This is a genomic window from Streptomyces bicolor (genome assembly GCF_000719285.1).
Taxonomy (GTDB): Bacteria; Actinomycetota; Actinomycetes; order Streptomycetales; family Streptomycetaceae; genus Streptomyces; species Streptomyces bicolor.
Genome location: NZ_JOFS01000064.1, coordinates 1 through 23,942, shown reverse-complemented (window position 1 = coordinate 23,942; position 23,942 = coordinate 1). Strand labels below are relative to the sequence as shown.

Here is a 23,942-nt window from a genome sequence, read left to right as displayed (position 1 = left end):
GAAGGCGCGGTCGCAGGGCGGGTAAAACCGTCAAGCCTGTCGCCGCAAGGTAGACAGGAATCCCCTCCCTGAGCTTGCGAAGGGAGGGGAGAGCTTCAAAAGGAGCGGAACAGCGTCGAACGCCTGATCAACAAGCTCAAAACATGGCGAGGCATCGCCACCCGATACGACAAGACTGCCGACACCTACCTCGCCGGTCTCCACCTGCGTGCCTCGATGATCTGGATCAAGGACCTCACCGGGACCACCCGATGATCACGACTCGATATGCCCCTAGGTGACGCGCTGAAGTGCCGGACGCCAAGGGCGAGCAGGAGTTGAGTCAACGGTCAACCAGCCGTGGACGCGGGGCCTCACCCGTGGATTCCGCGTCGGTGTCGTCGGTGCCGACCGGGCCGCGGGGAAGCATCCAGTCCAGCCACTTCGGCAGCCACCAGTTTGTCCGGCCGAGGAGTGTCATGGTCGCCGGTACCAGCACCATGCGTACGACCGTGGCGTCGATGAAGATCGCGGTGGCCAAGCCGAGCCCGAACATTTTGGTGGAGGGGTCCTCGGCTACGGCGAAGGACAGGAAGACCGCCACCATGATGAGGGCGGCCGAGGTGATGATCCGGGCGGTGCGCGAGACGCCCTCAACGATCGCCGTGCCGTTGTCGCCGGTGCGCAGGTACTCCTCGCGTACGCGGGAGAGGAGGAACACCTCGTAGTCCATCGACAGGCCGAACAGGATGGCGAAGAGGAACATCGGGATGAACGACACGATCGGAACCGTCGCTTCCAGCCCGATGAGTGCGCCTCCCCAGCCCCACTGGAAGACCGCGACCATGATGCCGTAGGCCGCGCCGATGCTCAGCAGATTCAGCAGTACCGCCTTGAGCGGTACGAGTATCGAGCGGAAGACCAGCATCAGCAGCAGGAACGACATCGCCAGCACGGCGGCGACGAACACCGGCAGGCGCTCGCTGGTGCGTTGGCCCACATCGGACAGGCTCGCGGCGGCGCCGCCGACGTGGGCCCTGGCCGGGCCGTGCCCGATCGCCGTGGGCAGCACGTCGGTGCGCAGCCGGGCGATGGTGTCGGCCGTGGCCTTGTCCTGAGGGCTGGTGGTCGGGAACACCACGAGGGTCGCGATGCCGGTGGCCCGATCGATGTGCGTCGGCGCGACGGATGCGATGCCCGGATCCGCCGCGACCGCCCCGACGAGTCGGTCCAGCACTCCCGGATCACCGGCGGGGTCCGCGGCGATGACGAGGGGACCGTTGGTGCCCGGGCCGAACCCCTCGGCGACGAGGTCGTAGGCCCGGCGCTCGGTACGGCTGTGGGGCAGTGAGCCATCGTCGGGCAGGCCGACGCGCAGGCCGAGCACGGGCAGCGTCGCGGTCAGCAGCAGCCCCGCCGCGCCGACCGCGTACGTCACCGGGTGCCGGCTGACGTGCCCGATCCAGCGCCGCCAACCGGCGGCGGGAGCGGCGCCCGCCACCCTGTCCCGCCGCCGTGCGAGTCGGCCCAGCTTCCCGGTCTGCAGAGCCCGGCCGATCCGGCCGACCCGGGCCAGGCGTGGGCCGGCGGCGCCGAGGAAGGCCGGCAGAAGCGTCACCGACGCAACCACCATGGTCAGAACGACAATCGAGACGGCGAGCCCGCCCACCGTCATGAACGGCACGTTCGCGACCGCCAGGCCGAGGATCGATACGACGACGACGCCGCCGGCGAAGACCACGGGCCTCCCCGCCGTGGCCACCGCTCGCCCCGCCGCCTCGTGGGGATCGAGCCCGCGCGCGAGGTACTCCCGGTGCCTGGCGAGCACGAACAGCGCGTAGTCGATGCCCACTCCGAGCCCGACCATGCTGCCCAGGACCGGCGCGAAGGTGGGGACGTCCGTGACCCCCGCCAGTACCCTCATCGTGGCGACCCCGACGGTCAGTCCGAAGACCGCCATGCCGATCGGCAGCGCGGCAGCGACGAGCGAACCGAACGCCAGGAACAGGATCGCGGCCGCGGCGAGGAGGCCGATCAACTCGCTCACGCCGCCGTCGGGGTCGGAGAAGGCGTAGAAGAGGTTCCCGCCCATCTCGATGCGCAGCGGCAGCTCGGGGCGCAGCCGGTCGCCGAGATCGACGAGGGCGTCGAGGTCTTCGCCCGACAGCCGGCTCTGGTCGGGATACTGCACCCGGACGACCGCGATCCGCCCGTCGGCCGAGACAAGGCCGCCGCGCACGGCGCTGTCCCCGCCCGCGTCGAGTGCCCCCGCCGGGTCGCTCGTGCCGAGCACGTGCGGCAGCCGCTTCACCTCGATCTGCAGCCGCGTGAGAGCGGTGCGCGCGCCGTCGTCGTCGAAGAACGTCGCACCGTCGTCGAGGGGGGTGACGACCACTTGGGCGGTCATCCCCTCCTGGCCGGTGCCGGCCCGCTCGATCAGTTCCGCGGCCCGCTGGGAGTCCAGTCCCGGAGCGGTCATCGCATCCGCATTCCGCCCGCCGAAGGCGACGGCGGCGAGGACGGCGAGCATGGCGGCGACCAGCCATGCCGCGATCACCCGCCAGGGATGGCGGGCGGCGCTTGCGCCCAGGCGCAACAGGGCTTTCGAGAGCATCGGGTCCTCCAACCACCTCGTCGGCCGTCCTTGTACGGCCGCCGATGCCGAGGCTCGTCGCCACGGCGCTCCGTGGCATCGGCCCGCAGGCCGCCGATCCGTCGGCCCCGGGGCGGAGTGACGACCCGTCCTTTCGGCCGATGCGCGGCACGCCGCGGCCTCTAGGCTGAGAACCGTGCTACGAGACGACCTGCGAGGCCTGTGGACCGAACCCCGGCCGCCCGACGCGCCCGCCCGGGTCTGGCGGGACTGGGCGCTGCTCGCCGCGAGCCTTGCCGGTGTGGCGCTGGAGGCCACCCTGCGCGAGAACGTCGTGTGGCGGCCGGTGGCGGCGGTGTTCGCCCTATGGCTGTGCCTGCTGCCCCTGTGGCGCCGGACCCGCACGCTGGCGATGGTGACGCTGGCGTTCGGCTCGGTGGCCCTGCTTCAGGTGGCCTCGCTCGTCGCCGCACCGCGCGAGCCCGTCGGCCTGTACACCGGCGCGGTCGTGCTCGTGCTCGTGTATGCGCTGCCCCGGTGGGGATCGGGACGCGAGATCGTGCTGGGCGGCGCGGTGATCCTCGCGGTCGGCGCGCTGTGCTCCGTCACGGACGAGACCCCGGTCGTCGAGAACCTCGTGGGCTTCGTCTTCCTACTGCTGCCCGGCGTGGTCGGGGCTGCCGTGCGGTTCCGGGTGACCGCTCGCGAGCGGCAGTTGGACCAGGTGCGCTCCCGCGAGCGCGAGCAGCTCGCCCGGGAACTGCACGACACGGTGGCCCACCACGTGTCGGCCATGGTGATCATCGCCCAGGCGGGCCGGGTGCTCGCGGGCGCCGACCCGTCCGCCGCCGTCAAGGCGCTGGAGGGGGTCGAGGAGGAAGGGGCGCGCACGCTGGAGGAAATGCGCGCCATGGTCGCCGCGCTGCGCGACCGCGCGGTCGGCGCCGAGCTGGCGCCCCCTGCCGGAGTCGCGGATCTGGAGCGCCTGGTGCGCACCCCGGGTGGCCGCCTCAGGGTCGACCTGGGGCTCGACGGCGAACTGGACGCCCTGCCCCCGGCGGTGGACGCGGCCGTCTACCGGATCGTGCAGGAGTCGGTGACCAACGCGATGCGCCATGCGGTCGACGCGACCGAGCTCGTCGTCCGGGTCGCCGCGGAACGGCACACGGTACGGGTGAGCGTGCGCGACAACGGCCGGCGCACCGGCCGGGGCCGCGACGGATACGGACTTACCGGACTGCGCGAGCGTGCGACCCTGCTCGGCGGCACACTACGAGCCGGCCCGGGTACCGACCGGGGCTGGCATATCGAAGCCGAACTGCCGAGAGCGAGGAACGAGAGCGGTGTCCATTCGCGTCCTCGTCGCTGACGACCAGACCATCATCCGCACCGGGCTGCGGATCATGCTGAACGCCCAGCCCGGCATCGAGGTGGTCGGCGAGGCCACCGACGGACACGAAGCGGTACGGCTGGCCCGCGAACTACGCCCCGACGTCTGCCTGTTCGACATCCGCATGCCCGTACTCGACGGACTCGAGGCCACCCGGCTGGTCGCCGGCCCGGGCGTCGCCGACCCGCTGGCCGTGGTCGTCATCACCACGTTCGACCTCGACGAGTACGTCTACGGCTCACTGCGTGCCGGCGCCCGCGGATTCCTCCTCAAGGACACGGGACCGGACCTTCTGGCACAGGCCGTACGGTCGGCGTCCGACGGTGAGGCGCTCATCGCGCCCAGCGTCACCGTCCGTCTGCTCCAGGCATTCGCGGACCTGCCCGCCAGCCGGCCCGTGGCCCAGCCGGTCTCCCCCGTCACCGCCCGCGAGGAGCAGGTGCTCCTCGCCGTCGCTCGCGGGCTGACCAACACCGAGATCGCCGATGCACTGCACATCAGCCTCAGCACGGTGAAGACGCATCTGGCCAGCCTGATGGCCAAACTCGGCGCCCGCAACCGGGTCGAGATCGCGATGTGGGCCTACGAAACGCGCCGTATCCTCCCCGGAACCTGAGCCGGGTGCCGGGCCATGTCCCATGAGTCCCCGCCAGGACATCGTGCACCGCCCGGTGTGATGGAGATCGACGGCGCCCGATACCTGCTGCGGATGTTCGGCGCTGACCCGCACCCCGATGCGGAGTGGCACTACTTCCAGGACCGCCCAGTCCCACGCCAGGTACTACGCCCGTAGTTGCATTCGGCGCGATCATGCCGCATCCTGAGGCCAGTTCTGGCATGCCCTGAAACAACCAGGAAGCACTAGGCGCACGTTCGGGTCACAGGAACGTCATACCGCCTCCGCATCCCCTCCATGCGGCGCATGATGCTCACTCAGCTCACGCACCATCCCTGGGGGGACACCATGCGCACCCGCACCATCGCCGCAGCTATTGCCGCCGCAGCACTGCTCACGCTCACCGCCTGCGAAGGCACCGCCGACACCAGCTCCAGCAAGCCGGACTCCGCGGCCGAGGAGACCAGCGGCGACACGCAGGACACCGACACCATCGAGACCGACACGGCTGCGCCCGCCGATGACGCCAGCGCTGCCGAGCCCGAGTCGGAGACCGCGTCGCTGCCCGACCTCGTCGGCCTGGACCTTCAGGCCGCGCAGGACGAGGCGCAGGCCGCCGGGTTCTTCGTCCTCGATGACCAGGACGCCAGCGGCCAGAACCGGCTCCAGGTCTTCGACCGCAACTGGACTGTGTGCAGCCAGGAGCCCGAGGCCGGCGCATACCCCACCGACACGAAGGTGATCCTGTACGCGGTCAAGGACGACGAGTCCTGCTGACCCGCCTCCTCTGACTGGCCCGGCTCCCGCCCGTGCGCGGCCGGGCCTTCGCACGCACTGGGAGGTGACCGTGGGCAAGGTCATCGCCTTCACCGACCAAGAGAAGGCCGAACTCAAACCCCTTCACGGCCTCGGCCTCGCCCGTTGGGACGCGATCTCCAGGTCCATCACCTCGCACACCTGCCGCGCCCGCGGCGGCGCGTCGGCCGCGGCAAACACCGCCATGATCTGCTGGTAGGCCGGACGGTCCGGCAGCTGCGGGACCGGCGGCGCGGGCGGCGGCGGATCGGGCAGCTCCAGCAGCGTCTTGCGGGTGATCCGGACCTCCTCCGCAGCCCGGTCGAGTCCGTCCAGCCGTGCGGTCAGCTGCGCGATCTGCTCCCTCGTCGTCTCGGCCTGCGCGGCGATCTCCCCCTCCCGCTCCTCCAGCCGCGCCAGCCGCCCCGAGGGTCAGCGCCCCGCCGGCCATGCGCCTCGCCAGGCCGCTGCGGTGGCAGCGGTCAGCCGGCGCAGTATCACCGCGGTCATCGCCCAGTACACCCGCGACTCCGAACTGCGCGGCAGGTGCTCGTAGTCGCGCACCAGCCGGTGATGCAGCAACGCCTTCCGCGCCCGCTGGGGCTCTCCCAGCGTCCGCAGCCACGGCACCGGGTCCGAACCGCTTCCACCACCCGCTCGTCGGGGACCTCACCCTTCCTGGCACGGCTCGACCGTGAACGCCGAACCCGGCCTCACCCTCCTCATCTACACCGCCGAACCCGGCTCGCCTTCCGAAGAAGCCCTGCGCCTGGGATGTGCACTCATCTGCTGGCTACGTCTGCGCTCACGCTGTTGTCATCTAGCAAGGAGGGAACTGCGGGTCAGGAGTACACGCTGCTTCCTGGGCGGCCATAACCTCATCGCCGTACTCGAAGGCCCATGCACCGACCGCATCGATCGGCGCCAGCAAAGTGCGGCCCAGAGGGGTGAGTTGGTACTCAACCCGTGATGGTGCGTCGGGGCCTGCGTGCCGGTCGACCAGTCCGCTGAACTGAAGTCGGCGCAGAGTCTCGGTGAGGACCTTGGAACTGATGCCCCCGATCCGCTCCCGTAATTCGACCGGGCGCCTGGGGCCCTCACGCAGTGCCCAGAGCACCACGGCGTTCCAGGTGTTGGAGAGCAGGTCGAAGGCGAGGCGGGCGCGGCAGTCGGCGAGGAAGGCGTCGGTCGTCACGTACCAAATGGTGCCCGAACGGCCTTCTACCGTCGGTGTGAACGGTCAAAGCAGGCACGGAGAGGGACCACATGATGAGAATCGGTGTACTGGGCACGGGCAACATGGCCGACGCGCTCGCCACCCACTGGGTGCGGGCCGGGCACGAGGTGATCATCGGAGGACGGGACGCCCATAAGGCGGAGCGGCTCGCGAAGAGTATCGGAGGCAGCGCGAAGCCTGCCGGCCTACGCGCGGCGGCCGAGTCCGGCCAGGTGGTGTTGGCCGCGCTGCCCTTCGGGGCGGGAGCAGACGTGGCACGGAACCTGCAAGCGGCTCTGGAGGGCAAGGTGCTGCTCGACTGCTCCAACCCGGTCGGGCCGGGCTTCCGGGTCCTGACGGAAGGAGGCCCCTCAGCCGCACAGCAACTTGCCGCGGCGGCACCGGGAGCCCACGTGGTCAAGGCTTTCAACCTCTGCCACGAGGACGTGTGGCGCATGCGGCCGCCCGTGTTCGATGGGCGACCACTGTCCGTTCCAGTCTGCGGGGACGACGAGACGGCCCTCGCGCGTGTTCGCGAGTTGGTGCAGGACGTAGGCTGCGTACCCGTGGCTGGCGGCGGTCTCGAGCGTGCGGGACTCCTGGAAGCGACCGCCGCGCTGTTCATCGCCCTGTGGGTCGGCGAGGGAGCGGACGCGCAAGCAATCGCGCCTCCGCTGGCATACGCGGCCGGACCGAGCCACCAGGAAACGGAAGCCGGCAGGGCAGCTTTCCGTTAGGGATTCTTAACTGAAACGGAACGGCTGGTGGTGGCAGCAGCCAACCAGGCGTGCCATCGAGCGGGACGAGGAAGCGGTCGAGATCTGGCAGGCAGAGACCTGGCCGCAGGTAAGTGCGTCGCGGCTGAGCGCGGGGCCTGGATCGTTTTCGAGGACGAGGCCGGGCAGTCGCTGACTCCGCCGCGAGCCAGAACTTGGGGGTGCCTAGGACAAACTCCGGTGATGCAGGTGCACGGGCGAGGTTCCGGACGAGTGTCGATGGCCGACATGACCTGCTGCACGGCGGGCGAGCGTTCCCGCTTCTTCTACGCCATACGCGAGTACACCGGCCGCAAGGACGAGCCGAAAGGCTTCGGCTGGCGCGACTTGCGCGATCGATTGATCCGGGCCGGGATCCAGGGGCGGAACCAACGTACTGGTCTGGGACAGCGTCCGACTTCATTTGACCCGTGCACTACGGGAGTTCATCGCCGCGAACGCCTATTGGCTCACCGTCATCCGAGTGCCCACTCACGCTCCCGGCCTCAACGCCACGGAGGGCCTCTGGCCCCTGATCAAGCGCGACATCGGGAACTCGCCGGCGCCGACCTCCGCGAGATCACCCGCGCAGTCAGCCGAAGTCTCAAGAGCTTGCAGTACCGACCACATGTGATCGACGGGTGCCTGAGTGCCACCGGACTATTCTTTGACAACCTCCCTGGTCAGTCCTTGTCGACAGGCGACGTGACTCGAAAGCCCTGCGCTTCAACAGCCCAGACGTCCACCACCGGCTCAGCGGCCTCATCCCCAGCCGAGCAGCTTTCGACATGGAAGCCGAAGAATTCCAGCATTGCCCGCTCACCCAGTCCAAGTGGATGGAACGGCAGCGGATACTGCCCCTCGTCCTCGGAGGGCGCGCCAGGCTCCACCTGGTGGTGACCCTCCCAGTAGGGCAGTTCGAACGGCAGCCTTTGGCCGATGTCCTCGATGATGCCCGTGTCCGGCGACAGGCTCAGTGAGCGGACCAGTCGGCCGTCTGGCGACTCCCCCGGGCCCCACGCCAGCAATGACAACGAGACTGCTCTCGCGTCAGCCCGCCGAGAACGAGAGGGTGACACCGTTCTTACCGGAGCCTCTACGTCGGCCTGTCGCGGGGGTGCTCCCTCCTCGGTCGGGCAGGCGAAGCCCTACCGCGCCGTTCGTCGGGGTGCCAGGCTCGCGCCCGCGCGACCACCGAAGGCAGCTCGGCCTGGCGGCCCGGCGGACGGTGTGGTGCCCTCCGAGGCCCGACCGCGGAGGGAGTGCACACCGACCCACCTACCAGCCCCCACCCACTCACCGCAAGATCACACACTCCATCCAGCCCCCTCCGAGAGAGGGCCGGGTGTGTGGGGCGGAGCCCTTCATCGGTTGTGACCTGGCCTGTTCCGGCCTGGCTTGATCACGTTGAGCGGTGATCTGCTGACCCATTGTCAGTGCCTGCTGCAACGATGGGCGTTGCGCGGGGATGTTACTACGAGGGGGAGGCATCGATGCCTTGGGTACGGCCATACGTGCGCTCTGACGGGACACCGGTTCGCGGACATTCGCGGTGGGCTCCGGGTGCGCGCCGGGAAATGATGATCTTAGCCGTGGTGGCGTTAGCCGTGGTGGGGATGGGCGGCAGTGGGGCCTCGACGGGAAACGGGACGACTCCGAGGCCGCAGTCGACGGTGCGCTATCCGATCAAGTTCAACACCACGACCACGGTGAAACAGCGGCCGCAGCCGACGGTTTCATACCCGATTCCGTGGGAGCGCCCGGACGGTGACCGGTGACGAGGCGGCCGGCCCGGCGGCGTCCTGGTCGACGGAGCAGGCGGCAGCAACAGGCAGAGGCGCAGTTAGTCGGCCTGGTGGTCGCCGTTGCTGCGGTGGTCAGCCTGGTGGTAGCGGTCGTCAACTGGCTACTGGTGCACTGGTGGGTGCTCGTCGTCGTCATGCTGTTCGCCGTGCTGGCGGGCGTGGGCTGGTTCTACAGCCGTACGCAGCAGGTGCGTTGGGATGCGGTACGGGCTCAGGGGCTGCACTACGGGCTGTCTCAGTTGGACGCCTTGCACCATTCCCGCTTTGAGGACGCGATACGGGACCTCATGCGCCGGGACGGCTGCCGGGATGCGGCCCGGGTCGGCGGCGGCGGGGACCTCGGCGCGGACGTGAAGGCGACCGATCCTTATGGCCGTCGCTGGGTGATCCAGTGCAAGCACCGCCGCAACGGGGCTCGGGGCTCGGCGGTGGGCACCCCCGATCTGCAGGTACTCAACGGGACGGCCCGCCAGGTGCACGGTGCGGACGTCGCGGTGATCGTGACGAACGGGCGGGTGACGAGGCTGGCCGTGGACTTCGCCAAGCAGCAGCGGCTGCACGTGGTGGACCGTGAGACGCTCGGCGTCTGGGCGGCGGGCTCGCGTCCGCTGTGGGAGCTGTTGCGGGCGGTGCCGCCCCCGCGCCGGTCAACACCTTTGGGGTGAATGCGAGTTTTGCCACCCGCTGGGATGGGCTGCGGCCCGTGGTTGAGCGGAACCCGGCAAATTTGCCGGGTTCCGCTCAACCACCGTTTTGGTCCTCGATGACTTCCGCGTCGATGACGTCGTCGGCTAGAACCGTGACCTTCGACAGGATGCGGCCGACCTTCCGGATGCGGCTCTGCAGGTGCTTGGCATCGACAACCGTACGCCGCGACGTGGTCCCCTCGTTCCCGGATTCATTGACACCGAGCTCTGCGGCGTCCGGATCCGCGACCGCGGCACGGTCGTCGACCTGTCCGCTGTCACCCAGCGCTGGCTCCGCGACCTCCTCTGGGACCACCTGGACGCCCGGCTCACCGCCGATCCGCCCCGCAGCAACAGCATCCTCACCCGACCCCGGCGACGATGCGTCGAACTCAGCGCGTTCCTGGAAGCCGAGGCTCCCGCTGGCGGCCACGATCCCCGGCTGCTGGCCAAGACCACACGGTTGCCTTCGTCGCCGACCAGCGGCACCGCAAGCAGCACGGACTGCTGTCCGTCGGTCTCTACGAAAACGGCCGCAGACACGAACAGCGCCCCGTCACCAAGAGCACCCTGGCCACCACCTTCGGCGGCGCCCGCCAGGTCCTGAGAGCGGCGCTGAAAGTCGGCGACGCCGAACGACTCGGCCTGGCCCGCGAGTTCATCGTCACCATCCCCTGTCCCCCGCGAAGGCGGGCCGGCGCCGTCCCTTCCCCGACGATGTCGCACGCGCCCTGGCCAACGACGACAACCTCCAGCGGCTTGAGGACTCCGATCTCGACGACCGCGGCCTGCGCGACATCTGGGAAGCACTCGTGTTCACCGGCCGCCGCGGCAGGGAGGTCTCCAGCGTCCGTCTGGAGTGCATCAGCCGACTCAACGGCATCCCGCTGTTCTGGCACGACCAGAGCAAGGTCGGCAACTACGACCAGGCCATCCGCATCCCCGAGCGGCCCTACGAACGCATCGAGCGCCGTCAGACCAAGACGATCGCGCGCTTCGTTCAGCACCACGGACGGCCCCCGACCAGCCAGGAACGACGCGACCTCGCCCTCTTCCCCGGCGGTCGGCCAACCTCAGCGGGCAACGGAGCGTGACCTACGCCTGGTTCGGCCGCTGTTTCCGTACCTGGGTGGAGAACCTCGAGATCGGGAAGTGTGTCGCCCACCAGGCCCGGCACACTCTGGCCACCAATCTCCTGCGTAACGGCGCCAACCTCACCCACGTCAAGCGCTACCTCGGCCAGGTCTCCGAGCGCATGGCCGAGCACTACGTCCACCTCGCCAACACCGACCCCCGTCTGGAAGACGCGCTGAACGCGGTCTGGGTCGCCAGCCCCGGGGCGTCCGAGCCAGGCCTCCTCCTGTCCAGCAGCGAACCGATGACGCGGGAGGAAGCCGAAGCCCTCGCCATCGACCTCACCCACAAATCCACCCCTGCCGAAGGCGGCTTCTGCACCTTCCAGCCGGTCGTTGACGGCGACGCCTGCCCCTGGAACATGGACTGCCACAACTGCGACAAGTTCGTCCTGTCCGGCGCCGACCTCGTCTACTGGCACCGCAAGCGCGAGCAGTGGCGTATGCTCGCCGAACGCGCCCCCGACGGCGCCACCGCCGACTACCTGCACCAGGGCTTCGAGCCCACAGCCCGCGCAATCGATGGCCTGGAAAAGGCCCTGTCCGCCGTCGGCCTCCTGGATGAGGCCCTCGCCCTCGACCTCCGCCGGCCGCAGGACTACTTCGGCCGCGTCTGGTCCACCGCCTTCCGAGCACACGAGCTCGCCCGCCACGAGGACCACGGGGACGCCGACGTCCTCCACGACGACGATGACGCGGAGGCGTAGTGACCTCCGCCCCGGACCAGACCGCAGCGGCGACGGCCGCCCGCCGCCAGACCCAGGACAAGCTCGTCCGTGTCGAGAAGGCAATCGGTCAGCTCCGCCGCGCGCGCGGCCGGCTCGCCGTCCGCGCGATCGCCCAGCGCGCAGGCGTCTCCGCCACGTTCCTCTACGAGAACACCGACGCCCGCAGCCTGGTCCAAGCGGCCGTCACCGACAGTAAGAGCCGCCACGACCGAGTCGCCCAGGACGAGCACGAGCGCATCGAGGCGTCATGGCGGGAGCGGGCGCTCAACGCCGAAGAGGAACTGACTCGCACCCAGAAGGAGATCGTCGCACAGCGACAGCGGATCGGCGAGCTCATGGGCCAGCTCAGGGACTTCGAGCAGATGGTCCCCGGCGAATCCGTCCAGCAACTCGCCACCGAGAACACCACCCTCAAGCGCCGAGTCCACCAGCTGGCCCAGGAACACCGAGCCCTGCAGGAACGGCTCGAAGGCGCCCGCTCCAACCTCCGCTTCGCCGACAAGCGCATCGCCGACCTTGAAGCCCAGATCGTCGAACGGGACCAGCCATGACACTCCAGCCCGTCCCTGATGGAAGAAATCAGGTCAGTGCAGTGCCCGTGAGAACTTCACCGGGGGACGTGGGATAGCCGGACACAGCCCGGCCGGCCATGCTCTACTCGGACCAGCAACCTAGCGAAGGCCTCTACGCCCTCCAAATATCCAGCGCATCCGGTCCAGAGCCTCCGCCGCCTGCACCTGAACGTCGGCACTGAGAGTGGTGTCGTGGGCGAGGCGGGCCAGCAAAGCCATACCTGCCTCCCGGCCATCCCAGGCCAGCGCCCGAGCCGCCTCCACGCGGAGGTTGTCGCTGAGGGTGGTGTCGTCGGCCAGGCGGGCCAGCAAAGCAAGTACTGCAGGCCCGTCAGTTCCCCTTTGAAGGCGAAGAGCGGCCCTGGTTCCCTCCAGGACAGGATGGTGGAACGTTCCGTGTCGGTGTTCTGCTGAGTCATGCCGCCCCCTTGATCGAAGCCGGACCAAGTGCGCTTCGAATATCGAAGCGCAGTCGCAGGCTGGACACTTCCGCTTCGAGATCCGAAGCAGAAGGATTGGTGAAGGTTTCGCGCCTGCCCCCGGCGCTCGGCGGAGCCGCGGCAACCTCGTGACCCGGCGGTCCCGCCCCGCCTCCGATCCGAGGCGGGGCGTCAGTCCGCGGAGCCCCTCTCCGGCGCCCCGTCGCCCACAGTGTCCGGATGTGAGACGCGGCTGGCGGACTGGTCGTCGGTGTGGTCCGCCCCTTGCGGGTCGATCGTGGCCGCCCAGCGTTCCGCCCAGCGGGCGAGGGGGTTCAGGGCGTGGCGCGCCTCCTGTCCCAGCGGGGTGAGCTCGTAGCGGCTGTCCGGTAGTTGGTGAATCACCTGGGCATCCAGCAGTTCGGTCAGGCGCTGCCGCATCACGCTGGAGGACATGTCGTCGCACCGCTTCTGCAAGGGGCGGAATCCAAGCGGACCCGCGCGAAGCTCCCACAGGATGCGCAGACTCCACCGCCGCCCGAACAGATCGAGTGCGGCCATGAGGGGGCGGCCGGTGGTCGAGCCGCGAACAGGGTTGCCAGGCCTGGGTGTTGCCATGTCGGGATGTCCAGCTCTCCAGGGTTGATGCTTCGAATACCGACACGCTAGCATCGGTGACCGCTTCGGAAATCGAAACGAGGGAGGGTGGGTGAGAGGCGTTCCTGCCCGGGTCGACGGAGGCGAGACCGGCCGGGAGGACCGGTACATGCGCAAGGTGCCCCGAGTTCGACGTCGGCGCCGAGTCGCACGGACGGCTCACCCGGAACCTGTTCGTGGCGGGGGGACGGGTGACCGGCACGCGGGAGATCGAGTACAGGATCCACCAGGTCCTGCAAAGCGGCCCAGCGGAACTTCAGTGCTGCCTCGTCAGCGGTTGCCGCCACCAAGCCAACGTCCACTCAGCTGGAGATACCAGATGACCACGACCGAGTTTCCCTCGGCGCAAGCACGGGCCGCCGCCGCTGCCGCCCTGGCAGAGAACGCGTCAGGGAAGGACATCACCACCGAGTGGAGCGTTCCCGAGGGCCTGGCGGCCACGGCCGAGATCCGCACCCGGCAAAGCGGCATCGTCGCCGGCCTCCCCGTGGTCGCCGAGGTCTTCGCGCAGGTCGACCCCGACGTCAAGGTCGAGCCGGCCGTCGCCGACGGCGCCCGACTGGCCGACGGCCAGGGCCTGGTGCACCTGTCCGGTTCGGCGCGCAGCCTGATCACCGGGGAGCGTACGGCGCTGAACTTCCTGCAACGCATGTGCGGCATCGCGACGCTGACCTACCGCTACGTCCAAGCTGTGGCAGGGACCAGGGCGCGCATCCTGGACACGCGCAAGACGGCGCCGGGCCTGCGCGCCCTGGACAAGTACGCGGTCACCGCCGGCGGCGGCCACAACCATCGCCTCGATCTCGCGGCGATGGTCCTGCTCAAGGAGAACCACATCGCCGCGGCGGGCGGGGTGACCGCCGCGATCGAGGCGGTCAGGCGCGGGAGGGCGCGCACCGGGCAGACCGTGGAGAGCGATGTCGAGGTGCAGACCGTCACCCAGGCCGTCGAGGCCCTCGACGCCGGAGCCCGCTGGATCATGCTCGACAACATGCCGGTTGCCGACATCGAGCAGGTCGTGAAGGTCCGGGCCGGGCGGGCCGACGCTTCCCGGATCCTGCTGGAGGCCTCGGGCACCATCCGCCTGGACACAGTTCCCGCCATCGCCGGGACGGGCGTCGACCTCATCTCGGTCGGGGCGTTGACGCACAGCGCGCCCGCACTGGACCTGACCATGCTGCTGACCACCGGCCCGGTGCCATGTCCGAGGTAGCGGTCGTCGACGCGTGTCAGCGAGACGGCGCGGGTGGCAGCCCGACCGCCGTTCTGGATGACGCGCCGTTCACCGACGAGGAGCGATGCCGCATTCCCGCGGAGTGGGGAACATCGCACGCCGTCTTCCTCCGCGCGACCGGAATCGAGCGTCGTCAGCCCGCGTACACACTGCGGTTCTTCACCGCCCAGGACGAACTGCCCGCCTGCGGACACGGCACCATCGCCGCCCTCGCCGTGCTCGCCGAACGGGAAGGCGGCGACCACGACTACCGCGCCGTCCTGCGTACGGCCCACCGCAGCTTCGACGGTCGGGCAAGCCGAAACGGTGACGGCCTGACGGCGTCGTTCGACCCGGGCCCGGTCAGCCTGCGTAGCGCCGGTGGACCCGAACTGAGGGCAGTCGCAGGCGGCCTCGGACTGACGGAGGACGCGGTCGCCGGCGACGCCTGCGTGGCGTCGAACGGGCGGCCGAGGCTTCTGCTGCCCATCCGATCCCGCGCAGCACTGGCCGAACTCACGCCGGACTCAACCCTGTTACGCGCAGCCTGTGACCGCTACGGTCTGCTGGGCTGCTACGCCTACTCGCCCCCGGACCGACACGGCCGAGCAGCAGCCCGGATGTTCGCCCCGTCGATCGGCGTCCCCGAGGACATCGCCAACGCCAACAGCACGGCCTGCCTGGCAGCGCATGCTGCCGGGTTCGGCACACACCGCCTCGCTGTCGACATGGGTGACCACCTCGGCAGCCCGTCCACCATCACAGCGACCGTCCACCGCGACCGCACGGGACACCGGATCCGAGTCGGCGGCCAGGCAGCGATCGTGCGCAGGGTCATGCGGTGATCAATTCCGAACACAGGAGGAACCGTGGCCAAGGGCTACTGGGTCAGCGTCTACCCCACCATCACAGCCCCCGAAGGGCTTGATGTCTACAACGAACTGGCCGGTCTGGCCGTCAAGGCCGCAGGCGGGCGGGTGCTCGCCAGCATCGGCAGCCGGGTCGTCGCACACGAAGCCGGCATCGCCGAGCGCGTTGTCCTGATCGAGTTCGACAGCTTCGAACAGGCGGTGGCCGCATACGAGAGTGCGGCCTACCAGAAGGCGCTGGCCGAACTCCCCGACGGCTTCGAGCGCGACTTCCGCATCATCGAAGGCCTCGACTGACGACCGATGCTGCGTCCGGGAGGAACACGATGCCGGCTGCGGGGATCACCCCGGCTCGTCAGCGCACCGCACCGTCGCGAAAAGCGTCAGGCCGGTGGCATCGGCGGTGATGTCCAGTCCGGCGACGGTTCCCGGCGGCGCGGCGGCTCGGACGTCGGCCTCGATGTCGGCGAGGGTGCGTTCGACGAGGTTCCAGCGGCCGATGTGGGTCATCAGGGCGGCGTACGGGTTCGGGGTCGCGATTTTGGAGAAGTAGAACGTGCCTCCGGGACGGCACATGCGGGACAGGGTGGTGCGGATCAGGGCTCGGGCGAAGCGTTCTTCGAGGTAGTCGAAGAGGCCTCCGGCCAGGACCAGGCCGAAGGGGCCGTGGTCGGCGGCCAGGCGGGCGGCGGTGCGTAGGACGTTGCCGGGGCCCGCGGCGGTCTGGGCGCGGGTCGCGGGCGGCAGGTGTGTGAGAGCGTGCTGGAGGGCGTCGGGGTCGACGTCGTTGAGGACCAGGCGGTCGGCGGGGTGCAGGAGAGCGGGTCGACCCGGCGCAGGTCGGCGGCGCCTCCGGACGCGCTCAGCAGGATGCGGCGGCCGGTGGCGCGCGGGGGCCGTGCTCGGGACGTCCGCCGGGTCGCTCCCGAGTGCGGACTCGATGAGCGCGGCCTGATGGGCGATCTTCTTGCGGTGCTGGTCGGTGATGGGAGCGTGCAGGAGGTAGTCGTCGAAGTGGTGGCCCCAGGTGCTGGGCACGCCTCCGGGCTGAGCACGCAGAATGTGCTCGATGATCTCGAAGTTGCCGGCCCGGCCGCGAGCCTGCTCACGGCTCAGTTGGACCATGCCGTCGGCGTCGCCGAACATCTCGGCCAGCGGTGCCATGGCCGCCGTGACGGTGTCCTGACGGGCCGTGGCGAGCGCGGCGGGGAGTCGGCGGAGGGCGAAGTCGTCGAAGTAGCGGTGTGCGGTCGCGCGGTCTGCGCCGGCGACCGCCGGGAGTTCGGCCATGGCGATCAGCCGCTCTTACAAGGCGCGTTGGCCGCAAGCAGGCGTCCCAGCCCGCGAGGAGAGAGAGGTCAGGACTGCGCGGTCCGGAATGCGAGATACCGGCTGAAGGCTTCGTGGCTGTCGGGGGTGAAGCGCCACTCCAGCAGGGCCGAGCCGAGCTCCGGCTCGGCCAGCCAACCATGCCAGGCGACCTCATCGGGATCGGGGAGCACGGCATCCGGCACCACGGCTTCGTGCACGCCGAGCCAGTGAGGGCTCAAACCGCTGCGGTTGATGAACGTGAACAGCAGGCGCGGCAGCGCACGAATGCCCAGCTCTTCGGCCAGCTCTCGCGCGGCGGCCTGTTCATAGGACTCGCCGACATTTGCGGCGCCACCGACCTCGACCTCATAGAGCCCGGGGAAGCGCGACACCTGCTCCGACCTCCGGTGGACGAGAATCCGGCCACCCTCATCACGACACACCGTCACGGCGACCCGATGCAGCCAACCCTCCCGGATGGCCTCCCGACGGCTGACCACCCCCAGCACGCGATCTTGACCGTCGACACGCTCCACCAATTCATCCACGACGCACACCCTGGCAGAGCCCACCGACAACGCCGTTTCTCGGCGACTCGCGGAGGCCGGTCCCAAAGCACCTGCACCAGGAGGCCGCACGCGGATGACGACAGTTGTCGTGCAAATACGACACCTATCGTGCTCAGGCTCAGCGCTGGCCACCGAGTTCACCTTCCAGGAGCGCCCGTCGATCCCCGAGCAGGTCCCGCGTTCCCAGTCTGGGAACCCATCGCGGCGCGAGCGCCGACGAACACGCGGCGGCCGTCCGGCCCGCTGACCCCGCTCCGCGCATTCCGTCACCTCGGGAGCCGCATTTCGTCGGTTGGCCACAGCTGGCGGGAGGCGCCCGCGCTTGAGGTCCTGCGGGCGTACGAGGGCCGGGCGGTGCTCGCCGTTCCGGGCACGGACACGGTAATCCCGGCCGCGGTGACCGAGGCCGTACAGGATGTGCTGGCCGCCCGCGCCCAGTACACGCGGATTGACCTTCCGGACGCACAGCACCAGCTGGGAATGTGGTTCCGCGATCACGGCGACGACCGGCGGCAGTTCGTGGAGGCGGTGCTGACCGGCCTCGACGACCGTGGCTGGACGGCCACGCGAGCGTGGGTGGCCAAGCAGCTCGGCAACAGCCGCGAGGTCACCGACTTGCGCCTCCTGTCCGGTGGTTGGAGCTCCCAGATGCGCCGACTCACGCTCGACGACGGCACTGCTCTGATGCAACGGACCTTCGTGAAACCGTTCTTCCGCCACCACGGGCCCGGACTGCTGGCCCGCGAGGCGTCCGTCCTGGCGCTGCTCACCGGGCAGGAGAGCATCCCGGCGCCCGGTCTCGTCGCCGTGGACGCCACGGCCGAACACTGCGACCACCCGACCCTGTTGATGTCCGCGCTGCCGGGCCGCGTCCGCGTCAACGAGGAGGACCTCGACCGGCGCCTAGACCTGCTCGCAGACCAGCTCGTCCGCGTCCATGGCGTCGTACCGGCCGAAAGACCGCGCACGTACCAGGCGTGGACGTCCCCGGAGCGCGTCCGGACCCCGGACGGCCCCCTGCACCGCGACTTCCACCCCGGGAACGTGCTCTCACGGGAACCGGGTCCGAGCTGCGGATCACCGGTGTCGTGGACTGGGTCGAGACCTCGTGGGGACCTGCCGACCTGGACGTGGCGCACTGCTCGACCGCGCTCGCGCTGCTGCACGGGCCGGCGTACGGGCTGGACTTCCGCAAGCGGTACGAGGCACACGGCGGCCGGGACCTCGCCGACGACCCCGACCACCTGTACTGGCGGCTGCTCGACGCCGTGCACTACTGCCCCGACGCGGCGAAGCTGGCCGGGCCGTGGCGTGACCTGGGGCGGGACGATCTGACGTCCGAGGTGCTGGGAGAACGGCTGGAGGCGTACGTGGAGGGACTGCTGCGACGATACGGCTGACCGGCCCCTGAATCACTCGTCTGACACCGACCCGAGGAGGCGTACGCATTGGCCGCCGTGGTGCTCGTTCATGGCCTGTATCACCGTCCCGAACACTTCGCCCTGGTGGCAGAACGCTTGCGGACCGCAGGAACCGAGGTCGTCGTTCCCGGGCTCCACCGGGGCTCCTTGCTTGCTGACACAGCCGCGGTCCAGGCTGTCATCGACTCGCTACCGGAGCCTCCGATTGTGCTCGGTCACTCCTACGGCGGGTCAGTGATCACTGGGCTGCGCGGGGCGGGACACCTGGTCTATCTGGCGGCCTTCGTGCCGGATGTCGGCGAGAGCGCGGCCGGTCTGGGTGGCGCGTCCCCGCAGCTCCAGGACGCGATCAACCCTGAACCCGACGGCTCGACCAGCCTCCACGCCGACCGGGCCGCCGACACCCTCTACGGCGACTGTCCCGAACCTCTCGCCGCCTGGGCGGCTGGCCTGCTGCGTGCGCAAGCCTCCGGTTGCGGTATCCCAGAGCTGCAGAGCTGGAAGCACACTCCCTCCACCTACGTCGTCTGCGCGCAGGACCGGGCCATCGACCCGGTCCTGGAACGGAAGATGGCCTTGCGTTGCACCGACGTGCGCGAGTGGCAGACGGGCCACTCCCCGTTCGTAGGACAGCCGGATCTCATCGTTGAACTTCTGCAGGAACTGCTCGCCGCCGATACCCCGCACCAGCCGGATGAAGGAGTCACAACCGGTCGTTGATGTCGCAGGTTCAGGTAACTGCGCGATCAGGCGCTGGACTTGGCCGCGATCCTCGGATCTGGCATCAGCACGATCTCGGTCATGCACTGATCATGACGCAAGGCCAGGCTCAGCCCAACGTCAGCCAACGGATGCCCAGGCGGTTGACTTCCGCCGCTTCCTCCCTGGTCATTGGGTCACGTCCCGTCGCCTTGCGCAGGAAGTGAAGCTGGCTCCAGCCCAGCTTCTCCAGGGCTGCCGAACTGTCTTGACCGAGCAAAAGGTCCTGCACCACGTCCGCGGCCTGCGGGGTAATCCACGGCTCGCGCCCCAGGGCGTCGGCCAAGTCCAGGCCGTGCACGGCGACCTCGACCACCCGCGTCAGCAGGAACTCCGACAGAAGCATCGGATCGCCGTGCCGGGTGCGCACCACACGCCCATCCGGCGCGACACGACACAGACGGTCCGCCTCCTGCCAGGTGGCGTCGAATGTCTGGGCGAGCGCGGCCCCGCTGAGCTGTTCGGCTGCATGATCCTGAGCCAGAGCTATCCGGGCCGCGTTGGTCTCCGGGGCGAATCGCTCATCAGGCCGGTAGTACTCCACTGCAGACACCTCGGCGTGGAGCGGCGCCGGTGCCGCCAGCATGCCGGGCAGCCAGGCGATCACCACCCGAACGTGCGCCAACAACTCGCTTACCGTCCACGGCGCGCACCGTGTGGGCAGAGACCACTCAGCCTGCGAGACCCCGCTCATGGCCCGAGCGAGCCGTCCGGCCTCGCAACGAAACGCTTCAACTACCCGCCCCTGATCCATGTCGGTCAAGCTACCCGACCAGGACTGGCGCAGATGGCAGCCACTGTCGACGGCACTGGTTGAGCAGCTGTCGGGAGCGCCCGCTCGCTGCGTCGCCGTGGAGGACGCGCCGGCTGGCGTGCGTGCTACCCATGCCGGGGGATGCGGTGCATCAGCGTCGGCGGCACCTCAGTGGCCTGGGCAAGAACCGCTGGGTCGTCGAGGCGGCCTGCGCACTTCTGCGTTGGTTCCGCCGACTGCGTATCCGCTGGGAAATCCGCGCCGACATCCACCAGGCCGTCCTCACCCTCGGGTGCGTAATCATCTGCTGGCGGCGCCTCAAAATGCAGTGCTGAGCTGCGCCCTCAGCCCGAACTGCCGACCAGCGCCTCGCCGAGCGGGGTGCGTCGGTAGAGCACCGACCGTCCGGACCGGGCGCGGACGAGCAGCCCCGCGCCTCGCAGGATGGCGAGGTGGTCTCCTACCGCGCCGGGTGCCATGGCGAGGCTTCGGGCGAGGTGGCTGGTACTGGCCGGGGCGTCCAGCGCCACCAGCAGCCGGGCTCGGGCCCGGCCGACCAGAGCGGTCAGCGCGTCCGGTTGGGGGACGGTCTCCTGTTCGCCCCACAGGGCGGCGGTGCCGCGGGCGCGATAGACCAAGGTCCTGGGCCAGGGGTCTTCCAGGTGGGCGGCGATATTCCCGACGAAGACCGAAGGGATCAGCAGTAGCCCGTCGCCGACGAGGAGGACGCTTCCGACCGGGGCGAAGAAGCCGACCTCGATACCGCCGGCGCGCCAGGCGATGCTCGGGTGCAGGCTCTCGATGGTCGTGGCCCATCCGTGTTCGCCGATCACACCCACCCGGTGCACGACATCGCGCTCACAGATCGCGCGCAGTTGCGGCCAGTCTGCGGCGAGCAGCTCGTGCCACGCGTGGTCCATCGCCTCGGCGATCCTGGAGACGGCGTCCGGGGAGTCCAGCACTGCGCGTACGCGGGGATCATGGGCGGACGGGCCGGTCGCGGTGGTGGCGATTTCGTGGCGGGCAGCTTCCAGCGGTGTGGCCCGGATCATGGCCAGGTCGTCTGCCCAGGTCTGGTTGAGGCCGCGCGGGGGCGGGGCGACGAAGTTGGGTCCGCCTTGCGGGGTCTGCAGGGCGAGGGCGGCGTCCAGTTCGGTCTCGCGGCGAAGCCGTTCAAAGGCCGGCAGGAGCCGGGTGGCCCAGGCTCGCGGCAGCGGCCGGTCGTGGCTGGCGAGCGAGCGCAGCAGCAAGCAGAGGTCCAGCGCGGGCGACAGTGCGAAGCGGCTGCGCAGCAGGTCCTCGACGGAGACTTCGAAGCGGAGCACCCTGCGATGCTACCGCCGGATGTCTGTTCCGATTCGTCCAGCGACGAATCATTGGTGAGTGGCCTGGGCGCGCGGCGAGGCTCGGCGTCATGACCCCAACCGCCGAGCCCGCGCAGGGCAACCACCGTGCCACCTACCGGGAGGTGCTGGCCGAGCCGCGATTCCGGCTGCTCTTCTCGACCCGCGCCGTCGCGATCACTGCGGGCTCGCTGCGGATCACCACGTTCTCGGTGCTGGTCTTCGCGGCCACCGGCTCCGCGCTGTTGAGCGCACTGGCCTTCGGCATCGGCTTTCTCCCGCAGTTGTTCGGCTCGCTGCTGCTGGGCTCACTGGCCGACCGACTGCCGCCCCGCGCGCTCATCGCCGGCGGCTACGCCTTGGAGTGCGCCGCCGCCCTGCTGCTCGCCCTGGTGCCCATGCCGGTCGCGGCAAGCCTCGCTGTCGTGGCGCTGGTCGCCCTCGCCACACCGGTGTTCGGCGGCGCGTCGAGTCGGCTGGTCGCGCAGTGGCTGAAGGGCGACGCCTATGTACTGGGCCGTTCACTGAACAACATGGCCTCCTCCGGCGCGCAATTGTTCGGTCTGGCGCTGGGAGGTGCGGTCGTCGCGGTACTCGGCCCGCACCGGGCGCTCGCGGTAAGCGCCGCCCTCTACCTCGGCTGCGCGCTCGCCATCCGCATCCGGCTACCCCGGCTGGAGCCGGGAGAGTTCGGCGGCACACCCGGCAGCGCTCGGGGCGATGGCGGGGCCGTCCGGGCAAGCCTGCACGGTGCCGGCCTGCTGCTGCGCGGACACAAGGTACGACGACTGATGCTGGCCCAGTGGCTACCGCCCGCGTTCGTAGCGGGCGCGGAAGGTCTGATCGTCGCCTACGCGGGAGGACGCCACTTCACGCCCGGCTCGTACGCAGTGCTGATGGGCTGTCTGCCGGTCGGCATGCTTGTCGGTGACCTGCTGGTGGGTCGACTGCTACAGCCACCCGCCCGGGAGCGACTGGTAGTCCCGTTGATTGCGCTGACGGGACTGCCCCTGGTCGGCTTCGCCACCGAGCCCGGAGTGGGCGTCTCGTCCTGTCTGCTGCTGCTCTGCGGCTTCGGATTGGCCTACGGTCTCGGCCTGCAACGGCCGTTCCTGGACGCCCTGCCGCAGGATGGCCAGGGTCAGGCTTTCGGTCTGCTCGGCTCCGGCAGCATGACGCTGCAGGGCGTCGGGCCGGCCTGCTTCGGCTCGGTGGCCGCAGGCATCGGAACAGGCGGTGCAATCGCCCTGGCAGGCGGCGCGGCGGTGCTTACCACCGGCTGGATTCTCACCTGGCACCCGCCCACCTCCCCGGTCCCCGTCTCGAACTGCTCAACGGGATCAGAGAATGGCACCGAACAGCATGCGTGTAGTTCTCCTGCGCAGTAACCGTCGCAGGTCGGGTCGGCCGCGAGCCGTCACGCACCCCACCCCCGTACGGAATCTTGAGACCACGAACAGCCCATGGAAGGTTCATGCCGCATGATCGACAAATTCGCGAAGGACAACCTGCACGGGAGACTGCGGCGGGACCGCAATACGCTGCTCTGGAAACTCGACGGCTTGTCCGAATACGACGCCCGCCGACCGTTGACAGCGACCGGGACCAACCTCCTGGGCCTGGTCAAACACGTGGCCACCGTCGAGGCCAGGTACTTCGGCGAGGTCTTCGACCGCCCTTCCCCGGAACCGCTGTGCCGGTGGCAGGACTCCGACGGCAGCGATCTGTGGGCGACCGAGGACGAGACGCGCGATCAGATCATCGGGTTCTACCGGCGCACGTGGGAACACTCGGACGCGACGATCAACGAGCTTCCCCTCGACGCCCCCGGCCACGTGCCGTGGTGGGCGGAGCCTTATCCCAACACGAACCTGTTCGCCGTCATGCTCCACGTCCTCACCGAGACCATCCGGCATGCCGGGCACGCCGATATCCTGCGCGAGGGCCTCGACGGCCGGACGGGGGTGCGCGCCGAATACGAGCAGCCGATCGACGAGGAAGCCCGTGCGGCCTACTGCACGAAGATCGAGCAGGCCGCCAGGTCGGCCGCATCAATCAAGGCTTAGTCGAACATATCAGGCAGCCTGACATTGGCTCCCCTACCGGCGACCATGGCCCGAGCGGCGTCGATCCCCTACCCGGGCGCTCGTCCAGCACCTCGTGCGGACCGTGTTCACCAAACCCCCGCTAACTGCCGTGAGGCAGACTCCGGAGGCATGACCGCACCCGTGATCACACACCCTGTGCCGTACTACTCCCAGTGACTCCTCCCCCTCGTGAACGAGGGGGCTTCTCGCTATGCCGGTGCGGCTTCGCGACGGACCAGCCCGGCCCGTAGGACATTGATCGCGCCCACCGT

At 69.5% G+C, this 23,942-nt stretch carries 25 protein-coding genes and 5 pseudogenes; 20 read left to right on the top strand and 10 right to left on the bottom strand.

The genetic code is table 11. The annotated features are described in order from the left end of the window. Window positions 1-105: 105 nt before the first annotated feature. Window positions 106-255 (top strand): annotated as a pseudogene (locus IF78_RS47230) (IS5/IS1182 family transposase); the annotation flags it as partial. A 67-nt stretch (window positions 256-322) separates the two neighbouring features. Here IF78_RS47230 and IF78_RS0141535 read toward each other — a convergent pair. Next, the gene (locus tag IF78_RS0141535) at window positions 323-2,593 is read right to left on the bottom strand and encodes an MMPL family transporter (protein WP_031487821.1); all 2,271 of its coding nucleotides are present in this window, start codon (window positions 2,591-2,593) and stop codon (window positions 323-325) included. 175 nt (window positions 2,594-2,768) lie between these two features. Here IF78_RS0141535 and IF78_RS0141530 point away from each other — a divergent pair, with 175 nt between their 5' ends. The 4 genes from IF78_RS0141530 (at window position 2,769) to IF78_RS49290 (ending at window position 5,593) form a co-directional block, all read left to right on the top strand. Next, the gene (locus IF78_RS0141530; protein ID WP_031487820.1) at window positions 2,769-3,941 is read left to right on the top strand and encodes a sensor histidine kinase; all 1,173 of its coding nucleotides are present in this window, start codon (window positions 2,769-2,771) and stop codon (window positions 3,939-3,941) included. Beyond that, window positions 3,916-4,578, top strand: a complete 663-nt coding sequence (locus IF78_RS0141525; RefSeq protein WP_031487819.1) for a response regulator — start codon at window positions 3,916-3,918, stop codon at window positions 4,576-4,578. The genes IF78_RS0141530 and IF78_RS0141525 overlap by 26 nt, the downstream gene beginning before the upstream one ends. 306 nt (window positions 4,579-4,884) lie before the next feature. Beyond that, window positions 4,885-5,355: a hypothetical protein gene (locus IF78_RS50215; protein WP_234439997.1), complete on the top strand. Its 471-nt coding sequence runs from the start codon at window positions 4,885-4,887 to the stop codon at window positions 5,353-5,355. 70 nt (window positions 5,356-5,425) lie between these two features. Continuing rightward, window positions 5,426-5,593 carry a hypothetical protein gene (locus IF78_RS49290; RefSeq protein WP_199921473.1) on the top strand — a complete coding sequence of 56 codons (168 nt, stop codon included), beginning with the start codon at window positions 5,426-5,428 and terminating at the stop codon, window positions 5,591-5,593. 212 nt (window positions 5,594-5,805) lie between these two features. Here the strand turns inward: IF78_RS49290 and IF78_RS0141505 are convergent, their stop codons facing one another. Further along, entirely contained in the window at window positions 5,806-6,003 is a 198-nt protein-coding gene (locus IF78_RS0141505; protein WP_031487817.1) for a hypothetical protein, read from the bottom strand. A gap of 7 nt (window positions 6,004-6,010) precedes the next feature. Between IF78_RS0141505 and IF78_RS51065 the strand changes: the two are divergent. Then, window positions 6,011-6,085, top strand: a pseudogene (locus IF78_RS51065) (hypothetical protein); the annotation flags it as partial. Window positions 6,086-6,193: 108 nt separating this feature from the next. Here IF78_RS51065 and IF78_RS0141500 read toward each other — a convergent pair. Then, complete coding sequence (locus IF78_RS0141500; protein ID WP_031487816.1) at window positions 6,194-6,568, bottom strand: winged helix-turn-helix transcriptional regulator; 375 nt, start codon at window positions 6,566-6,568, stop codon at window positions 6,194-6,196. 74 nt (window positions 6,569-6,642) lie between these two features. On the opposite strand from IF78_RS0141500, the gene IF78_RS0141495 reads away from it, so the two are divergent. Further along, complete coding sequence (locus IF78_RS0141495; RefSeq protein WP_031487815.1) at window positions 6,643-7,326, top strand: NADPH-dependent F420 reductase; 684 nt, start codon at window positions 6,643-6,645, stop codon at window positions 7,324-7,326. Between the two features lie 10 nt (window positions 7,327-7,336). Then, window positions 7,337-8,016: pseudogene (locus IF78_RS51060) on the top strand (transposase); the annotation flags it as partial. An 11-nt stretch (window positions 8,017-8,027) separates the two neighbouring features. Here IF78_RS51060 and IF78_RS50760 read toward each other — a convergent pair. Then, window positions 8,028-8,423, bottom strand: a complete 396-nt coding sequence (locus tag IF78_RS50760; protein ID WP_425314647.1) for a DUF6928 family protein — start codon at window positions 8,421-8,423, stop codon at window positions 8,028-8,030. A 695-nt stretch (window positions 8,424-9,118) separates the two neighbouring features. Between IF78_RS50760 and IF78_RS0141480 the strand changes: the two genes are divergently transcribed. Beyond that, on the top strand, window positions 9,119-9,814 hold the full coding sequence (locus tag IF78_RS0141480; RefSeq protein WP_031487813.1) for a restriction endonuclease: 696 nt from the start codon (window positions 9,119-9,121) through the stop codon (window positions 9,812-9,814). Between the two features lie 76 nt (window positions 9,815-9,890). Here IF78_RS0141480 and IF78_RS50195 read toward each other — a convergent pair whose 3' ends face one another. Continuing rightward, window positions 9,891-10,268: a hypothetical protein gene (locus IF78_RS50195; protein ID WP_037642698.1), complete on the bottom strand. Its 378-nt coding sequence runs from the start codon at window positions 10,266-10,268 to the stop codon at window positions 9,891-9,893. A 379-nt stretch (window positions 10,269-10,647) separates the two neighbouring features. On the opposite strand from IF78_RS50195, the gene IF78_RS50190 reads away from it, so the two are divergent. From IF78_RS50190 to IF78_RS0141465, 3 genes are read left to right on the top strand one after another with little or no spacing between them, the layout of a single operon-like run. After that, the gene (locus IF78_RS50190; RefSeq protein ID WP_037642694.1) at window positions 10,648-10,929 is read left to right on the top strand and encodes a hypothetical protein; all 282 of its coding nucleotides are present in this window, start codon (window positions 10,648-10,650) and stop codon (window positions 10,927-10,929) included. Continuing rightward, window positions 10,926-11,675 (top strand): site-specific integrase, encoded by a 750-nt coding sequence (locus IF78_RS50185; protein WP_107050125.1) that lies wholly within the window; start codon window positions 10,926-10,928, stop codon window positions 11,673-11,675. Before IF78_RS50190 ends, IF78_RS50185 begins: the two co-directional genes overlap by 4 nt. Further along, complete coding sequence (locus tag IF78_RS0141465; RefSeq protein ID WP_031487811.1) at window positions 11,675-12,247, top strand: DUF6262 family protein; 573 nt, start codon at window positions 11,675-11,677, stop codon at window positions 12,245-12,247. Before IF78_RS50185 ends, IF78_RS0141465 begins: the two co-directional genes overlap by 1 nt. Before the next feature lie 632 nt (window positions 12,248-12,879). Here the strand turns inward: IF78_RS0141465 and IF78_RS0141455 are convergent. Then, window positions 12,880-13,248: a winged helix-turn-helix transcriptional regulator gene (locus IF78_RS0141455; protein ID WP_107050124.1), complete on the bottom strand. Its 369-nt coding sequence runs from the start codon at window positions 13,246-13,248 to the stop codon at window positions 12,880-12,882. A gap of 415 nt (window positions 13,249-13,663) precedes the next feature. Between IF78_RS0141455 and nadC the strand changes: the two genes are divergently transcribed. From nadC to IF78_RS0141440, 3 genes are read left to right on the top strand one after another with little or no spacing between them, the layout of a single operon-like run. Next, window positions 13,664-14,557, top strand: coding sequence for a carboxylating nicotinate-nucleotide diphosphorylase (gene nadC, locus IF78_RS0141450; protein ID WP_051828646.1), 894 nt, complete (start codon window positions 13,664-13,666; stop codon window positions 14,555-14,557). Continuing rightward, entirely contained in the window at window positions 14,545-15,402 is an 858-nt protein-coding gene (locus tag IF78_RS0141445; RefSeq protein WP_031487808.1) for a PhzF family phenazine biosynthesis protein, read from the top strand. Before nadC ends, IF78_RS0141445 begins: the two co-directional genes overlap by 13 nt. A 24-nt stretch (window positions 15,403-15,426) precedes the next feature. Further along, complete coding sequence (locus tag IF78_RS0141440; RefSeq protein ID WP_031487807.1) at window positions 15,427-15,723, top strand: DUF1330 domain-containing protein; 297 nt, start codon at window positions 15,427-15,429, stop codon at window positions 15,721-15,723. A gap of 45 nt (window positions 15,724-15,768) precedes the next feature. On the opposite strand, the gene IF78_RS0141435 is transcribed toward IF78_RS0141440, so the two are convergent. Both IF78_RS0141435 and IF78_RS0141430 read right to left on the bottom strand, forming a co-directional pair. Beyond that, a complete protein-coding gene (locus tag IF78_RS0141435; protein ID WP_031487806.1) occupies window positions 15,769-16,716 on the bottom strand; it encodes a hypothetical protein in 948 nt (315 codons plus the stop codon). A 68-nt stretch (window positions 16,717-16,784) separates the two neighbouring features. Then, window positions 16,785-17,273: an NUDIX hydrolase gene (locus IF78_RS0141430; RefSeq protein WP_425314648.1), complete on the bottom strand. Its 489-nt coding sequence runs from the start codon at window positions 17,271-17,273 to the stop codon at window positions 16,785-16,787. Between the two features lie 333 nt (window positions 17,274-17,606). Here IF78_RS0141430 and IF78_RS44555 point away from each other — a divergent pair. Further along, a pseudogene (locus IF78_RS44555) lies at window positions 17,607-18,706 on the top strand (phosphotransferase family protein); the annotation flags it as partial. 48 nt (window positions 18,707-18,754) lie between these two features. Continuing rightward, window positions 18,755-19,447, top strand: coding sequence for an alpha/beta hydrolase (locus IF78_RS0141420; RefSeq protein ID WP_078662803.1), 693 nt, complete (start codon window positions 18,755-18,757; stop codon window positions 19,445-19,447). Between the two features lie 109 nt (window positions 19,448-19,556). On the opposite strand, the gene IF78_RS0141415 is transcribed toward IF78_RS0141420, so the two are convergent. Continuing rightward, the gene (locus IF78_RS0141415; RefSeq protein ID WP_234439998.1) at window positions 19,557-20,180 is read right to left on the bottom strand and encodes a maleylpyruvate isomerase family mycothiol-dependent enzyme; all 624 of its coding nucleotides are present in this window, start codon (window positions 20,178-20,180) and stop codon (window positions 19,557-19,559) included. A gap of 212 nt (window positions 20,181-20,392) precedes the next feature. On the opposite strand from IF78_RS0141415, the pseudogene IF78_RS50180 reads away from it, so the two are divergent. Continuing rightward, window positions 20,393-20,575, top strand: a pseudogene (locus IF78_RS50180) (IS5/IS1182 family transposase); the annotation flags it as partial. Window positions 20,576-20,584: 9 nt separating this feature from the next. On the opposite strand, the gene IF78_RS0141405 reads toward IF78_RS50180, so the two are convergent. After that, window positions 20,585-21,565 (bottom strand): ArsR/SmtB family transcription factor, encoded by a 981-nt coding sequence (locus IF78_RS0141405; protein ID WP_031487801.1) that lies wholly within the window; start codon window positions 21,563-21,565, stop codon window positions 20,585-20,587. 89 nt (window positions 21,566-21,654) lie between these two features. Here IF78_RS0141405 and IF78_RS0141400 point away from each other — a divergent pair, with 89 nt between their 5' ends. Continuing rightward, window positions 21,655-22,971, top strand: a complete 1,317-nt coding sequence (locus tag IF78_RS0141400) for an MFS transporter (protein WP_051828644.1) — start codon at window positions 21,655-21,657, stop codon at window positions 22,969-22,971. A 93-nt stretch (window positions 22,972-23,064) separates the two neighbouring features. After that, the gene (locus tag IF78_RS0141395; RefSeq protein WP_031487799.1) at window positions 23,065-23,649 is read left to right on the top strand and encodes a DinB family protein; all 585 of its coding nucleotides are present in this window, start codon (window positions 23,065-23,067) and stop codon (window positions 23,647-23,649) included. The last annotated feature ends 293 nt before the right edge of the window (window positions 23,650-23,942 follow it).